Source organism: Streptacidiphilus anmyonensis, assembly GCF_000787855.1.
In the GTDB taxonomy this organism is placed as follows: domain Bacteria; phylum Actinomycetota; class Actinomycetes; order Streptomycetales; family Streptomycetaceae; genus Streptacidiphilus; species Streptacidiphilus anmyonensis.
The window spans coordinates 149,633-164,177 of the sequence record NZ_BBPQ01000006.1 but is presented as its reverse complement, the minus strand read 5'-3'; the positions used below and the strand labels follow the sequence as shown (position 1 = coordinate 164,177).

12 protein-coding genes are annotated in these 14,545 nt (G+C 71.9%); 6 read left to right on the top strand and 6 right to left on the bottom strand.

Features of this window, described 5'->3' with window-relative positions; translation table 11 throughout:
* A partial coding sequence (locus tag TR50_RS49690; protein ID WP_052440872.1) for a YihY/virulence factor BrkB family protein occupies window positions 1–1,245 on the bottom strand: 1,245 nt, incomplete at its 3' end.
* A 125-nt stretch (window positions 1,246–1,370) separates the two neighbouring features.
* On the opposite strand from TR50_RS49690, the gene TR50_RS09485 reads away from it, so the two are divergent.
* Window positions 1,371–1,631, top strand: a complete 261-nt coding sequence (locus TR50_RS09485; protein ID WP_042417517.1) for a hypothetical protein — start codon at window positions 1,371–1,373, stop codon at window positions 1,629–1,631.
* A gap of 48 nt (window positions 1,632–1,679) precedes the next feature.
* On the opposite strand, the gene TR50_RS09480 is transcribed toward TR50_RS09485, so the two are convergent.
* Window positions 1,680–3,176 carry a glycoside hydrolase family 47 protein gene (locus tag TR50_RS09480; protein ID WP_084699998.1) on the bottom strand — a complete coding sequence of 499 codons (1,497 nt, stop codon included), beginning with the start codon at window positions 3,174–3,176 and terminating at the stop codon, window positions 1,680–1,682.
* A 268-nt stretch (window positions 3,177–3,444) separates the two neighbouring features.
* Between TR50_RS09480 and TR50_RS09475 the strand changes: the two genes are divergently transcribed.
* Complete coding sequence (locus TR50_RS09475) at window positions 3,445–3,795, top strand: hypothetical protein (protein ID WP_042417504.1); 351 nt, start codon at window positions 3,445–3,447, stop codon at window positions 3,793–3,795.
* Window positions 3,796–3,907: 112 nt separating this feature from the next.
* Window positions 3,908–4,054, top strand: a complete 147-nt coding sequence (locus TR50_RS46625; protein ID WP_160311098.1) for a hypothetical protein — start codon at window positions 3,908–3,910, stop codon at window positions 4,052–4,054.
* Window positions 4,055–4,221: 167 nt separating this feature from the next.
* On the opposite strand, the gene TR50_RS09470 is transcribed toward TR50_RS46625, so the two are convergent.
* From TR50_RS09470 to TR50_RS09455, 4 genes are all read right to left on the bottom strand, one after another.
* Window positions 4,222–5,805, bottom strand: coding sequence for an acyl-CoA synthetase (locus TR50_RS09470; protein ID WP_042417500.1), 1,584 nt, complete (start codon window positions 5,803–5,805; stop codon window positions 4,222–4,224).
* Window positions 5,802–6,929, bottom strand: coding sequence for an NAD(P)H-dependent flavin oxidoreductase (locus TR50_RS09465; RefSeq protein ID WP_042417792.1), 1,128 nt, complete (start codon window positions 6,927–6,929; stop codon window positions 5,802–5,804). The genes TR50_RS09470 and TR50_RS09465 overlap by 4 nt, the downstream gene beginning before the upstream one ends.
* A 299-nt stretch (window positions 6,930–7,228) precedes the next feature.
* Window positions 7,229–8,200, bottom strand: coding sequence for a serine/threonine-protein kinase (locus TR50_RS09460; RefSeq protein WP_052440871.1), 972 nt, complete (start codon window positions 8,198–8,200; stop codon window positions 7,229–7,231).
* 91 nt (window positions 8,201–8,291) lie between these two features.
* On the bottom strand, window positions 8,292–10,355 hold the full coding sequence (locus TR50_RS09455; RefSeq protein ID WP_042417497.1) for a glycosyl hydrolase family 8: 2,064 nt from the start codon (window positions 10,353–10,355) through the stop codon (window positions 8,292–8,294).
* Window positions 10,356–10,842: 487 nt separating this feature from the next.
* On the opposite strand from TR50_RS09455, the gene TR50_RS09450 reads away from it, so the two are divergent.
* The 3 genes from TR50_RS09450 to TR50_RS09440 are packed head-to-tail and all read left to right on the top strand — an operon-like array spanning window position 10,843 to window position 14,513.
* Window positions 10,843–12,630, top strand: a complete 1,788-nt coding sequence (locus TR50_RS09450) for an ABC transporter substrate-binding protein (protein WP_160311097.1) — start codon at window positions 10,843–10,845, stop codon at window positions 12,628–12,630.
* A 10-nt stretch (window positions 12,631–12,640) separates the two neighbouring features.
* On the top strand, window positions 12,641–13,594 hold the full coding sequence (locus TR50_RS09445) for an ABC transporter permease (RefSeq protein ID WP_042417491.1): 954 nt from the start codon (window positions 12,641–12,643) through the stop codon (window positions 13,592–13,594).
* The gene (locus tag TR50_RS09440) at window positions 13,581–14,513 is read left to right on the top strand and encodes an ABC transporter permease (protein WP_084699994.1); all 933 of its coding nucleotides are present in this window, start codon (window positions 13,581–13,583) and stop codon (window positions 14,511–14,513) included. The genes TR50_RS09445 and TR50_RS09440 overlap by 14 nt, the downstream gene beginning before the upstream one ends.
* Window positions 14,514–14,545: the final 32 nt, after the last annotated feature.

Here is a 14,545-nt window from a genome sequence, read left to right as displayed (position 1 = left end):
CGCCCGGACCCCCCCCCCCCGACCCGCCCCCCCCCCCCCCCCGCCGCTCCCGCCAAGCCCACCGCCGTCCCGGATCTCCGTGTCGTCCCGGGCACGCTGGGCACGCTGGGCGCCCCCGGCGCCCTGGTCGGCATCCCGAGCACCCCCGACACCCTGGTCACCCCGGGCGCGCTCCGTCTCCTTGCCTCCCGTCCCCGGCCGCGCCCCTGCCCCGGCCTCTCCCCCTGCCCCTGCCCCTGCCCCGACGGACTCCCCGGGCGGACCGGCTCCGTCGTCCGTCGGGCCGTCCGCGTCGCTGAAGCTGCTCGCCACCAGCTGCTCGGGACGGCGGCGGTTCTGTTCGGCGATGGCGTCGAGGACGCGCCGGTCCGCGGGGGTGAGCGGGGGCTGGAGGATGCTGCGCGGCCACAGCCGACGGGCCCGCACGACGTTGACCTCGGCGGCGTAGAGGGAGAGCTGGGCGCCCAGGTAGATCCACCACAGCAGCCCGAGCACGGTCCCGAACAGGCCGTAGATCTGCGTGGCGTGACGCAGCTGGTGCGCCACCAGCGCGCCGCCGAAGGCCTGCAGGGCCGTCCACACGGGCCCGGCGATCAGGCAGCCGGGCATCAGGCGACGCCAGCGGATGTCCGCGGGGGTCAGCACACGGAAGCAGGCCAGGTAGAGGACGGTGTTGAGGCACACCGACGCCAGCAGACCGAAGGCGAAGACCAGCGCGCCGGACGACACCGCGCCCAGGACGGCGGTGGCCGCCGAGGACAGCAGCAGGCCGAGGCCGAGCGCGAGGATGAGCAGCAGCGAGCGTGCCAGCCGCGGCAAGTAGCCCGGCCGCCGCACACCCGGCACGTTCCAGATCTGCGCCATGGCGAACTGGAGCGACTGCGCGATGCCCAGTGAACCGTAGAGCAGGCCGATGCAGCCGATGGCCACCGCCAGCGCGCTGCCCTGCAAGGAGTGCACGCTCCCGCGCAGCTGGTCGCCGATGACGGGGAAGTCGGCGAGGGCCGAGTTGAGCACGTCCCTCTGAAGCCCGGGATTTCCGCGCAGGGCGAAGCCCAGCGACGTGGTGAGGAGCAGCAGCAGCGGGAACAGCGCCGCGAACCCGTAGTAGGTGATCAGGGCGGCGAGCGAGCCGCCGCGGTCGTCGCCGTACTTCTTGATCACCCCGAAGACGAAGCCCGGCCCGTGCCGGCCCTGCTGCCAGCGGTCGATCCGCCGCAGTCCGCGTTCCAGGCGGTTGGCCATACCTGGCGTGTTCCCGTACGCGCGGTGGGCATGCCCGGCGACCCCTGCCGGACGGGTGACGTCATCGGCCCGGCCTCGAGTGGTTCCGTGGCGTCCAGGTGCAGGATGGGTACGAGGTGATAGCCGTGATCTTCGAACTGAAGGCCGAGTACGGTTTCGCATCGGTGGACGCCGAGATCCACCTGTGGCACCTGGTGCGCGAGGGCGGCACGGTCGCCCTGTGCGATCGGACGATGACCGTCGACAGCAGGACCCGCTCCGCCGCCGACCTGCGCGACATCTTCCCCGAACGCCTCTGCCCGGCGTGCCGGCAGCGCTACTGCGAGCTGCTGCCGAACATGACCCACGCCGCGCCCGCGGCCCCCGCCGCGCACAGCACCGCCTGAGGGACGGGGCCGGACTCCCTCACCTCCGGCCCCCTCACCTCCGGCGCCTCACACCCAGCGCCGCCGCAGCCCCGCCAGCGCCTTGCCCTCCGTGGAGAGCAGGCCCACGCGGTAGTCGAAGCGCGGCGTCGCCGAGAACATCAGCCACAGGTACTTGAGGTTCTCCGCGAACCAGTAGCCGGGCGTCAGGTCGCCGTACGAATGCGGGCTGCCCGGCGGCGCGGTGACGTCGCGCAGCGTCGTGTAGCCCCCGGGGACCCGCTGCCGCTCCCGCATGGCGGTGAACCAGCGGTACGCGGCCTGCCGGTAGCGGTCCAGGCCCGTCGCCCGCCACAGGTCGAAGGCGGCGTTGGCGTACTCGGGGCGCAGCAGTCCGCTGCGGTCCACGGGCCGCATCGTGGCGCAGTCCACGGACTCGGGCAGCACCGGGTAGCGGTCCAGCACCGCCGTCCACGAGTCGAAGTAGGCCGCGCCCTGCTCCGGCGCGCCGCCCTTGGCGAGCAGACCGGCGTAGAACGAGCCGAGCTCCTGCTGTCGGGTGGCGGTCCCGTCCGGCCTGCCCGAGCGGAAGTCCACGGCGCGGAACCAGAGCCGCCCGGCGACGCGGACGACCTGGTGCCGCAGGACGGCGGCGTTCAGCATGCGGTACCAGGAGCTGAGGGTGCGGTCGGCGAACTGGGCGCCGGCCGTGTACAGGTACTCGTAGAACGAGTCGACGGGCGCGTTCGGCGCGACGGCCGCCGTGTCGGCCCAGCGGCCGGTCTCGACATGGAGCGAGGTGCCGAGCAGATCGAGCGCGCTGCGGCGGGAGACCGCGGCCCGGTAGGCGCGCACGCTCGCCTCGTAGTAGCGACGGTCGCCGGTGAGGCGGCTGAGCAGCCCGAACTCCATGGCGTTGCTGCCGATCTCGGCCAGGGTGGCGACGTCGCCGTGCACGGCGCCGGTGCGCAGGTTGACGTGGGTGTAGGGGAGGCCGGTGGGTGAGGCGGTGAACGCGGGGAGCAGCCGGTCCGCGAGCTCGCGGGCCCGCCGCAGCAGCGCGGGGCGGCCGGTCGCCTGATAGCCCGCCAGCACACCGCCGACGAGGCGGATCACCGCCTCGAAGACCTGGATCGACGCGTCCTGCACGGGGTCCAGGTGCTGCTCGATCCAGTCGCAGCAGCGGGCCGCCTCGATGTTCTCCTCCATCAGGAACAGCGTGTCCAGCGCCTCGACGATGGACAGGCCGAAGGTGCGGCCGGATGCGAAGAAGTCGTGGCGGGTCCCGCTGAGCGGCCGGACCTCGTCGTAGCCCCAGGCCGCGGTCTGGTAGCCGCGCCAGCCGTGCAGGAACTCCGCGTGCACCTCGGCGGCCACCCGCGCCTGCGCGGACGCGGGCTGCCGACCGGCCGCCGCGACGCCCAGCACCAGCGCCGAGGCGGCGACCCCGGCCCCGGTCAGCACCCCGCGCCGGCTGGCGCCCGACGCCGCCCTCGGCCCGGAGTCCCGGTCGAGGCCGGACCCGCGGACCTCGGGAAGCGGAACGGGCTGGGAGGGGGCCGTCATGGATCGAGGAGGCCACAGCCGCCGTTCTTCCGATGATCTCCACGCCGAGGGCCTCGCCCGATCGGGTTCGCGCGGTGCGGCCGATCGCCCCAGTCGGGCGGGGCCTCCCGGTCACGGTCGGGACACGGCGTCAGAAAGCGCGGGAGCAAGGGCCGTCGGCAGGATTCGACCGGGCACGGGTGGGGCATCAAGATCGCGACGGCAGGCGTCCGGAGCACGTCAACGCCGCGCGGCCGTCGGGACCCCCGGGGGAAGGAACAGGACAGTCATGGCTCAGCTCCTGATCGAGGAGAACTTCCAGCACATGGACGGCGAGGACGTCGAGGAGCTGATCGAGGCGCTCGGTGCGCTCGGCCTCAGCGCCGAGCCGACCCAGCCCCGCACGGCCGGACCGCACCGCGGCTGGGTGCTGGTGCTGCACTGGCTCCGCGACGACACCGCTCCGCTGGACGGGCCGCTGCGCGACGGCTCCCTCGCGCAGGCGGTGCGCGGCGCGCTCAGGCATCCGCATCCGGTGGGCGCGGACGGCACGGAGGTGCGCGAGCGCACCCTGCCGCGACGGATCGAGATCCGCGACCGCAGTGACCGCGTCCTGGCGCAGGTCGACCTGGCCGCGTGAGCGCGGGCGGGGGCAGCGCACTCGCCCGCCCCCGCACCGCCCGCCCGTTAGCCGGGGCCGAACGCGGGTAGGGGTCCCTACGTCGAGCAGACGGCACGACGGGAGGCCCGCGATGACCACCGCTACTCCCCCGGCGGAATCCACGCCGGACGACGCCGACCGCGACGCCACATCGGAGCAGAACGCCCACGCCTACGACCACCCCAAGGCGGAGGGCGACCCGGACACGGATCCCGAGGAGCCCGCCGACCAGCGCTGAACCACTCCCACCGCGCCGGCCCGGCCGGCGCGCGGGCGTCGCGCGGCGTCGCCCCCTTCCTCGCGTCCTGCGCGTCCCGCGCGACCCGCGCGGCTCCGCGGGGACGCGGGGGCGCACGCGGACGCGGGGACGCACCCGAACGCGCGCAGGTGGCCGGTCCGAGCGGCTCACACCTGGCGGGTGCGGCCCTCCCAGTACGGGTCGCGCAGGCGGCGCTTGTACAGCTTGCCGTTGGGGTCGCGGGGCAGCTCGGGGACGAAGTCGACCGAGCGGGGCCGCTTGTAGCCCGCGAGGACGCGTTCGCAGTGGGCGAGGATGTCGGCTGCCAGCTCCGGGCCGGCCGTGTGGCCGGGGGCGGGTTCGACGACGGCCTTGACCTCCTCGCCCCAGTCGTCGTGGGGGATGCCGAAGGCCGCCGCGTCCGCGACGCCCGGGTGGCGGAGCAGCGCGGACTCGATCTCGGCGGGGTAGATGTTGACGCCGCCCGAGATGATCATGTCGATCTTGCGGTCCCGCAGGAAGAGGTAGCCGTCGGCGTCGAGCAGGCCCAGGTCGCCCACGGTGAAGAAGTCGCCGACCCGGTTGGCCCGGGTCTTCGCCTCGTCCTTGTGGTACGAGAAGCCGCCGGTGTTCATCTTGATGTAGACCGTGCCGAGCTCTCCCGTCGGCACCGCCGTCCCGCCCTCGTCGAGCACCGCGATCTCGCTGATCGGCCAGGCCTTGCCGACCGTGCCGGGGCGTTCCAGCCACTCGGGCGCCGTCGCGAAGGTCCCGCCGCCCTCGCTCGCGGCGTAGTACTCCTCGACGCACTCGCCCCACCATTCGATCATGGCGCGCTTGACGTGGTCGGGGCAGGGCGCGGCGCCGTGGATCGCGTGGCGCATCGACGAGACGTCGTAGCGTGCGCGCGTCTCCGCCGGGAGGGCGAGGAGGCGGTGGAACTGGGTGGGGACCATGTGCGTGTGCGTGACGGCGTGCGCGTCGATCAGGCGCAGCATCTCCTCCGGGGTCCAGCGGTCCATCAGCACGACCTGGTGCCCGAGGTGCAGCGACGCGGCGGCGAACTGCAGCACCGCCGTGTGGTAGAGCGGGGAGCAGACCAGGTGCACGTCCCCGTGGCCGCCGCGGATGCCGAAGATGCCGAGGAAGCCGCCGAGCGGCGTCTGCTCCGGGGGCCTGCCGACGAGCGGGCGGCGGATGCCGCGCGGGCGGCCGGTGGTGCCGGAGGTGTAGTTCATGACCCAGCCGGTCGTCCGCTCCTCGGGCGGCGCGGTCTCCCGGCCGTCGAGCAGGTCGGCGTAGGGGCGGAAGCCCGGCAGCTCGCCGACGGCGTAGCGGCGCTCCTTGGGCAGTCCCGCCTCGTCCGCCGCGGCGGTGGCGGCGTCGGCGAAGCGCTCGTGCGCGATCAGCGCCTTGGCGCCGCTGTCGGAGACGATCCACGCGATCTCGGGTCCGACGAGGTGGTGGTTGACCGGGACCAGGTAGAAGCCCGCCTGGGACGCGGCGAGGTACGCGGTGAACAGCTCGACGCCGTTCGGCAGCACGACGGCGAAGGAGTCGCCGACGCCGAGTCCGGCTTCCCGCAGGCCGTGCACCAGCTGGTTCGCCGCGGCGTGCAGCCGTCCGGCGGTCCAGGCGGCGCCGTCCGGCGCGTGCATCACGACGCGCTCCGGCTCGGCCAGGGCCTGCGCCCAGAAGCCGACGGGCAGCGCGGGAGGTGTCGGTTGCGTCGGTGCGGACTGGTCGCTCATGCCTGCTCCCCTTCCTGCGAGCTGGTGTCCGAGGCGATGCGGTGCAGCCGGGCGACGGCCTGTTCGAAGCCGCGGGTCAGGTCGTCCATGACGGCCGCGACGGGGCGCTCCTCGTTCATCCGGCCCACGATCTGCCCGACGGGCGTGCCGATCAGCTCGGGCGTCTCGTAGGTCTGGATCCGGCTCAACGCCTCCGCGACGAGCAGGCCCTGCAACGGCATCGGCAGCGTGCCGGGGCTGTCCTCGCCCTCCCACGCGTCGGTCCACTCGGTGCGCAGCTGGCGCGCGGGCTTGCCGGTGAGCGCGCGCGACCGGACGGTGTCGCCGCTGCCGGCGGCGAGCAGCTTGCGCCGCAGGACGGGCGAGGTGAGGTCGGACTCGGTGACGGTCAGCCAGATCGATCCCAGCCAGACGCCCTGCGCCCCGAGCGCGAGTCCGGCGGCCACCTGCGCGCCGGTCCCGATGCCGCCGGCGGCGAGCACCGGCAGCGGGGCGACGGCTTCGGCGATCTCGGGGACGAGCACCATGGTGCCGATCTCCCCGGTGTGGCCGCCCGCCTCGTGGCCCTGCGCGACGACGACGTCGATGCCGGCCTCCGCGTGCCGCCGCGCGTGCCGTGCGCTCCCGGCCAGCGCGGCGACCAGCACGCCCGCGGCGTGGGCGCGTTCGATCACGTCCGGCGGCGGCGAGCCGAGGGCACTGGCCAGCAGCTTGATCGGGTGCTCCAGCGCGACGTCCACGTGGGAGCGGGCGACCTCCTCCATCCAGCCGGTGATCCGCCAGCCACCGCGTTCGCCCTCGGCCAGCTCGGGGACCCCGTGCTTGGCCAACTGGGCACGGACGAAGGCACGGTGGTCTTCGGGGATCATCGCCTCGACCTGCTCGACGGTGACGCCCTCCACCTTCTTCGCGGGCATCACCACGTCGACCCCGTACGGCAGGCCGCCGCACCGGTGGTCCATCCAGTCCAGGTCCTTGGCCAGCTCCACCGCGTCGCCGTAGCGCACGGCGCCCAGCACGCCCAGGCCTCCGGCCCGCGAGATCGCGGCCGCCACCGCAGGAAACGGCGTGAAGCCGAACACCGCGTGCTCGATGCCGAGTCGGTCGCTGAGCGGGGTTCTCATCGCGGCTCCCATGGCTCCGGTCCCAAGCTGCTGCGGGCAGCATGGCGCAAGCCGCTGAAGAGCGGAAGAGATTTTCTGACACTGCGTCAGATAAGCCTGCGGGACGTCCGAGGCGACCCCGCAGGGGACGGGCTACGGCGGAGCGGCCAGCGGACGGTCGGCGAGAGCCGGACGGTCGGAGCGGCCAGCGGGCGAGCAGCGAGCGCCGGACGGCCGTCACGCAGCGGGCGGGGCCGATGCCGGTGGCGCAGCACCCGGGCCGTCCGCCGAGCGCCCTGCCCCGCCGGCCGGCCCGCGCGTCAGCTGGATCCGCTCCACCGCCGCGTCAGTGCCGCCAGGGCGGGCGGCTCCGGGGTCATCCGGACCAGGGAGACCGGGACCGGGCCGATGCCGCGCGCCCAGGAGGGCAGCGCGCCGCGGGGCGGAGGCGCCGCCAGGGCGGCGGCGTCGAGGCGGCGCAGCACCTCGCGGGCGGAGGACGGTCGGCGGTCGGGGTCCTTGGCGAGCAGGTCGAGCACCAGCCGCTCCAGCGCCTCGGGGATCTCCGGGCGTTCGGCGCGCGGAGGCGGCGGCTCGGCGTCGCGGTGGTCGAGCAGGACCACCAACGGGTCGCCCTTGAAGAACGGCGGGTGGCCGAGCAGCAGTTCGTACAGGACGCAGCCGAAGGAGTAGAGGTCGGCGCGCTCGTCGAGGCTGCCGCCCTCGATCTGCTCGGGCGACATGTAGTAGGGCGTGCCGACGGCGAAGGTGTTGCCGCCGAGGCGGGCGGTGACGTTCTCGTCGCTGCCGAGCCGGGCGATGCCGAAGTCGAGGATCTTGACGGTGCCGTCGACGGTGCGGATCAGGTTGCCTGGCTTCAGGTCTCGGTGGATCACGCCGCGTTCGTGGGTGTAGGCGAGGGCCTCCGCTATCTGCCGGCCGATGCCCATCGCCTCGCCGGGGCGCAGCCGCCGCCCGCGCGCCGCGTCGAGGAGGCGGCCGAGGTCCTCGCCGTGGAGCAGTTCCATGACCAGGAAGAGCACGCCGGACGACTCGCCGAAGTCGTGGACGACGGTGATCCCTGGGTGCTGGAGACCCGCCGCGAGCCGCGCCTCGCGGCGGAAGCGCTCACGGACCAGCTGACCGCCGTTCGGACCGTCCGGCACCAGGCACTTCACGGCGACGTGACGGCCCAGCGCCTCGTCCTCGGCCTGCCAGACCTCCCCCGCACCGCCGCGCCCGATCCGGCGTTGCAGCCGGTATCTCCCCTGGACCAGCGTGTTCTCCTCCACCCGAACAGTATGCGGGGCCCGCCGCCAGGAGTGGCGGCGGGCCCGTGCCTGTTGTCGAAGGTTTACGTCGCCGGAGGTCCGTCGAGGTCCGTCACTGCGTGTTGAGCCCGAGGTCGTCGATGACGAAGTCCGTCGTGCCGCCGCTGGTGTCGGTCTCGGCGCCGGTGAACTTGAGCGTCACGGTCTGCCCCGCCCAGCTGGACAGGTCCGCGGTCTTCTGGGTGTAGCCGCTCGCCGCGTTCAGGTTCGACCAGGAGCCGACGGTGCCGAGCACCGTGCCGCTCGGGTTCAGCACCTGCACGGTGAAGGTGTCGGGTTTGGCGGTGGTGGTGTTCTCAGTGGAGTCGACGTGGAGCCAGTAGCTCAGCGTCGCCGCGCAGCCCGACGGGATGGTCACCGACTGGGCGATCGTGTCGGTGTCCTTGCTGGAGTTGCCGTTGAACCAGGCGACGTAGGAACCGCCGTGGGCCGGTTCGGCGCTGGTGGCCTTGGTGATCGGGTCGAAGCCGAGCGTGGAGGACTGGGTCCAGCCGGTGCCGCCGGATTCGAAGCCCGGGTTGGTGAGCAGCTGGGCCGGGGTGCAGCCGCCGCCGCTCGCCGAGGTCACCGTCAGCGTGAACACGGCCGTGTGCGAGCCGGAGGCCGCCGTGCCGGTGACGGTGACCGCGTAGCTCCCGACCGGGGTCGAGGCGGAGGTGGTGACGGTCAGCGTGCCGCTGCCGCCCGCGGTGACCGACGCGGGGCTGAACGCCGCGGTGGCGCCGGTCGGCAGGCCCGACGCGGAGAGCGCCACGGACTGCGCAGAACCGGAGGTGACCGCGGTCGAGACGGTCGTGGTGGCCGCGGATCCGGCGACGACGGACGCCGTGGCGGGCGAGTCGGAGAGGGAGAAGTCGTTGGCGGGGGCGGTGGAGGCGGCGGGGCTCCAGTAGTCGCCGGCCATGACGATCATGACCAGGGTCTTGATGGTCTCGCCGTAGTAGCCGTCGCCGTAGGGGTTGGTCTGGAGGTAGCTCCAGATCTTGTCGGTCCAGGCCTGGTCGCCGGCGGCCATCGCGGCCGGGCCGATCGAGTCGCCCGCCTCCTCGGCCACGTCACTGGTGTTGTAGCCGGTGCAGTTGAGGTTCAGGTGCGGGTAGACGTTCGCCGGGTTGTCGCCGGAGACCTTCTTGGCGCAGGCCGACCACTTCTGCGCCTCGCCCAGTTCGAACGCGGCGGTGGTGGACCCGTTCAGCAGCGCGTCGGTGCCCATGTGCCACGGGACGCGGATGGAGTTGTAGCCGACGATGTTGTCCGGCTGGTCCTCCTGGTAGTTGGCGGGCGCGGGCGACGGGCTGGAGCCGTTGGCCCCGACCACGAAGTCGGAGAGCAGTCCGTAGGAGGAGGAGTAGTTGGCGGCCAGCGAGGAGTCGACGGCCTCGGTGCGCTGGACCACCTTGTTCCAGTCGTGCGAGGTGTCGTACGCGGCGAAGGCGCGCAGGTGGTCGATCATGTGGTCGGACGGCCGGGTGTCCGTGTTGGGGCCGTCGTCCTCGCACTTGAGGTGGCCGTCGGGGGCCACGTCGTGGTTCCAGAAGTTGGTCAGCCAGTTGAGGGCGTCGGCGGTGTAGCCGCCCCACTGCTTGTCGGCCAGGATCAGGCCGTAGCCGATGTCCAGGTCCCCGTCGGTGGCGCCGTCGGGGGTGCCGGAGCTGTAGTACTTGCAGGTCTTGCCGTCCAACTGCCACTGCATCAGGCCGTACTGGTCCTCGTGGTCCTTGACCAGCTGCCACAGGCCGTTGAACTCCGTCTGCGCGTTGGCGTCGTAACCGGCCATCAGCGGCACGATGTTCATGCCGTAGCCCTGGCCCTCGGAGACCGGCCCGTTGTTGGTCGCGTCCCCGTCGCCCTTGGTGGAGACGTAGTACTCGTTGCTCGCACACCCGTGGACCAGGTAGGTGGCCTTCCACGAGTCGTACTGCTTCTCGACGGCGGCGTCACGCGTCGCCTGCGAGGCGGACGGCATGACGCCGACCTGGTAGGTCTGGTGCGACGGGAACGCGTGACTGGGGGATGCGGCCAGGGCCGGCGCGGCGGCGGCCAGCGCCACCACCCCCGTGGTCAGGGTGCTGACCGCGACTCCGAGCCCGAGCACGCGCGCGATGCGCTCTCTCACGGCGTTACCTCTCCCTCTCTCGTAAGGAAAGTTTCCTAACTAACGCCCCAGCGCACCGTAGTGAGTGAGCATTCAAGCCGTCAAGACTCCTCGCAGACACCCGGCTTGATCATCTCGCCGTCGTGCCCCGCCGTCGCGCCCCGCCGTCGAACCCAGCCGCCGCCCCCAACGCCGGGGCGGTCCCGCATCCGACTCGCGCCCCCAGGGCGGGGCGAGCCATTTCCCAGGGCGGGAGCACCCCTCGCAGGGGAGTCTCGGCAGGTTTCGCAATCCTGCAATATCCGCAGCATTGTGACTGGCCGTTAGCCACTGCTATCAATGCAGGGCATGAACCGTGCACCCCAGGGGTAAGTCCGTGCCAGCGGATGTCATGGGCATGCAATTTAGTCCGTTTTGGTGTGGATGCAGCGGAGTGCGAGCGGAGAGCAGGACGCAGATGGGCGTTGTACGAGGGTTGAGAGTCGCGACAGCCGCGACGGTGCTGGCGATGGTCGCTGTCGGATGCTCAAGTGGCGGCGGCAGCGGGGCGATCGGCAACGGCGAGAGCGCCACCGCGAAGAAGGGCCCGGTGAAACCGGGCGGGACGGTCACCATCGCGGAGGTCGGCTCGCAGCCCGACTTCATCTTCCCCTTCGCCCCGGCCACCAATCAGAACGGCTACAACGCCAACCTCACCCAGCCCCTGTGGCCGTACCTGGTTTACGCCGGCGACGGCGCCCAGTCGGTGGTGAACAAGGAGAAGAGCCTCTTCAGCTCACTTGTCTACTCCAATGGCGACAAGCGGATCACCATCACCCTCAAGAGCTGGAACTGGTCGGACGGGCAACCGGTCACCAGTCGTGACTTCACATTCGTCTACAACCTTCTGAAGGCGAACGCCTCGAACTGGAATGCCCACCTCGTCGGACTCTTCCCCGAGGACGTCACGTCGGTGTCCACCCCGGACGCCCACACGGTGGTGCTGGACCTGACCCAGGCGTACAACCCGGACTTCTACACCGACGACGTCCTCAGCACCATTCCGCTGGTCCCCCAGCACGCCTGGGACAAGACCTCCGCGACCGGCGCCGTCGGCGACTACGACACGACGGCCGCGGGCGCCAAGGCGGTCTACGCCTACCTCCAGCAGGAGGGCGCGAAGACGACCGACTTCACCACCGACCCGCTGTGGCAGGTGGTCGACGGACCGTGGAAGCTGTCGGAGTTCCGCAGCAACGGCTACTACAGCTACGTGGCCAACAAGGGGTACTCCGGCTCGCCCAAGGCGACCCTGGACAAGGTCGTCTTCTCCCCGTTCACCACGGACACCCCCGAGATCAACGCCCTGCGGTCGGGCAGCTCCCTCGACGTGGCCTCGCTGCCGCTGAACGACATCAAGCAGGCCCAGGCCCTCACCTCCAGCGGGTACTCGATCACCAGCGTGCCGATCCCGGGCGTGGCCGAGATCCAGCCCAACCTCTACAACTCCGAGGTCGGGGCGCTGCTGCGCCAGCTGTACATCCGTCAGGCGATGGAGTACCTGATCGACCGCACGCAGATCGTCGACAAGGTCTACAACGGCTACGCGGACCCGGGCAACGGGCCCGTGCCGGTCAAGGCCGCCGGGGCCTGGGCGTCGCCGCTGGAGAAGTCCGGCGGCCCGTACCCCTACGACCCGGCCAAGGCGAAGTCGCTGCTTCAGGCCCACGGTTGGAAGGTGACACCCGGCGGGACGACGACCTGCGCCAGCCCCGGCACCGGGCCCGCGCAGTGCGGCGAGGGCATCAGCGCCGGCCAGGCGCTGACCTTCAACCTGGTCTACTCCTCGGGCCGGGCCACCACGGACGTGCAGAACGCCGCCATCAAGTCCTCCGAGGCGCAGGCGGGCATCACCGTCAACCTCAAGTCGGAGCCCTTCAACACGCTGATCAGCACCATCGGCACCTGCACCGCCTCCTCCCACCCGGCCTCCAGCTGCGGGTGGCAGCTCGCGGAGTTCGGCTACGAGCCGTACTCGCTGTACCCCAACGGCACCGGCTACTTCGACACCGGCGGCAACGGCAACTCCGGCGGCTACTCCGACCCGGAGATGGACCAGCTGATCAAGGCCACCGAGTACGGTTCCTCGACCACGGTGTTCAGCCAGTACGAGGACTACGCCGCCCAGCAACTCCCCTGGCTGTGGCTGCCCCTGCGCGAGGGCATCCTGGTCTACCGGACGAAGCTCCAGGGCGTCGTCCCGCTCAACCCCTTCTCCGCCGGGCAGGACTTCGAGGACTGGGCGTACACGTCGTGAGGTGCCAGCGGTGACCGCGTATCTCATCCGCCGCATCGGCCAGGCGGTCGTGGTGGTGCTCGGGGTCATGGTGCTGACCTTCATCATGATCCACCTGGTCCCCGGCAGCGCCGCGCGCGCCACCCTCGGGACGAGGGCCACCGCGGAGCGCATCGCGATGTTCAACGCCGCCAACGGCCTGAACCAGCCGCTCGCGGAGCAGTTCGTCACCTACGTGCGGCAGGCGGTCGAGGGAGACTTCGGCACGTCGTACTCCCTCCAGCAGCCGGTGTCCACGCTCATCGCGCAGCGGTTGCCGCGTGACGCGCTGCTGCTGGGGCTGTCGACGCTGCTGGCGCTCGCGGTCGCGCTGCCGATGGGGATCTTCCAGGCGGTGCGCCGGGGCCGTGCCGCGGACCACGCCTTCACCGTCGTCTCCTTCGTGCTGTACTCGATGCCGGACTTCTTCTTCGCCCTGGTGCTGGTGGCGGTCTTCTCGGTGCAGTTGCACCTGCTGCCCTCGCAGGCCCCGCAGGCGGACTCCGTCGCCGGGATCCTGGCCGACCCCGCCGGCCTCGTACTGCCGGTGACCACGCTGACCCTGGTCAGCGTGGCCGGCTTCAGCCGGTACATGCGGACCTCGGCCATCACCACCCTGGCCCAGGACTACGTGATGGTGGCCCGCGCCAAGGGCCTGCCCGGACGGCTGGTGCTGCGCAGGCACGTGCTGCGCAACTCGCTGCTGCCGGTGATCACCATCCTGGGCCTGTCGGCTCCGAGCATCGTGGCCGGGGCGGTGATCGCCGAGTCGGTGTTCAACTACCCGGGCATGGGGCTGCTCTTCTACCAGGCGGCGACCAGCAAGGACTACCCGATCATGCTCGGGGCGACCCTGGTGGTCGGCGTGGCCACCGTCCTCGGCAGCCTCTTCGCCGACGTCGCCTACAGCTTCCTCGACCCCAGGATCCGCCATGTCGACGCTTGAACCCGTGGACGCCTCCGCTTCCGCCTCTGCCTCCGAGCTCCTGCTCGACGCCGGCGGCCCCTCGTCGGCGGCGCGCGGGTCCGGACGGCTCGCGGTCGAGGCGTTCCTGCGCAACCGGCGCGCCCTGGTCGGCCTGGGCATGGTCGCGCTCGTCGCGGCGTTCTGCTTCATCGGACCGCTGCTGTACCGGACCGACCAGGTCACCGTCCGACTGGACCTGGCCGACCTGTCGCCCGGCAGCGGGCATCCGCTGGGCACCGACGCGTCCGGGTACGACGTGCTGGGACGGCTGATGACGGGCGGTCAGTCCTCCCTCGAACTCGGCTTCGCGGTGGCGATCACCACGACCGTCATCGGCACCCTGTACGGGGCGATAGCGGGCCACGTCGGCGGCTTCGTCGACGCCGTGATGATGCGGATCATCGACACCTTCCTGGCCGTTCCCGGCATCGTGCTGCTGCTGATGATGGTGAGCATGTTCACCCCCACGCTGTGGGGCATCATCCTGCTGCTCTCGCTGCTGTCCTGGCTCGGCGCCGCCCGCCTGGTCCGGGGCGAGGTGCTCGTGCTGCGCACCAGGGACTTCGTCCAGGCGGCACGGATGATGGGCGGCTCCGGATCGCGCATCGTGCTGCGCCACCTGGTGCCGAACGCCGCAGGCGTGATCCTCGTCAGCGGCACCTTCACCATCGCCGACTCGATCCTCACCCTGTCGGCGCTGAGCTTCCTCGGCCTCGGCCTGCCGCCCCCGCACTCCGACTGGGGCACCATGCTCTCGGCGGGGCTCAACTCCCTCTACGACGGCTACTGGTGGCAGGTGTACCCGCCCGCCGCGATCCTGATCGTCACCGTGGTGGCGTTCAACCTCATCGGCGACACCGTCCACGGCGCCCTGGAGGACCGAACCCGGCGCGCCTGAACGCGCCCCGACGCGGTGTCGGCGAGGCCCGC

Bases quoted from the DNA above. Each gene is read 5' to 3' on its own strand.
- TR50_RS09450 (WP_160311097.1), top strand. From the start codon at position 10,843: ATGGTCGCTGTCGGATGCTCAAGTGGCGGCGGCAGCGGGGCGATCGGC.
- TR50_RS09475 (WP_042417504.1), top strand. From the start codon at position 3,445: ATGGCTCAGCTCCTGATCGAGGAGAACTTCCAGCACATGGACGGCGAG.
- TR50_RS09470 (WP_042417500.1), bottom strand. From the start codon at position 5,805: ATGAGCGACCAGTCCGCACCGACGCAACCGACACCTCCCGCGCTGCCC.
- TR50_RS09465 (WP_042417792.1), bottom strand. From the start codon at position 6,929: ATGAGAACCCCGCTCAGCGACCGACTCGGCATCGAGCACGCGGTGTTC.
- TR50_RS46625 (WP_160311098.1), top strand. From the start codon at position 3,908: ATGACCACCGCTACTCCCCCGGCGGAATCCACGCCGGACGACGCCGAC.
- TR50_RS09480 (WP_084699998.1), bottom strand. From the start codon at position 3,176: ATGACGGCCCCCTCCCAGCCCGTTCCGCTTCCCGAGGTCCGCGGGTCC.
- TR50_RS09440 (WP_084699994.1), top strand. From the start codon at position 13,581: ATGTCGACGCTTGAACCCGTGGACGCCTCCGCTTCCGCCTCTGCCTCC.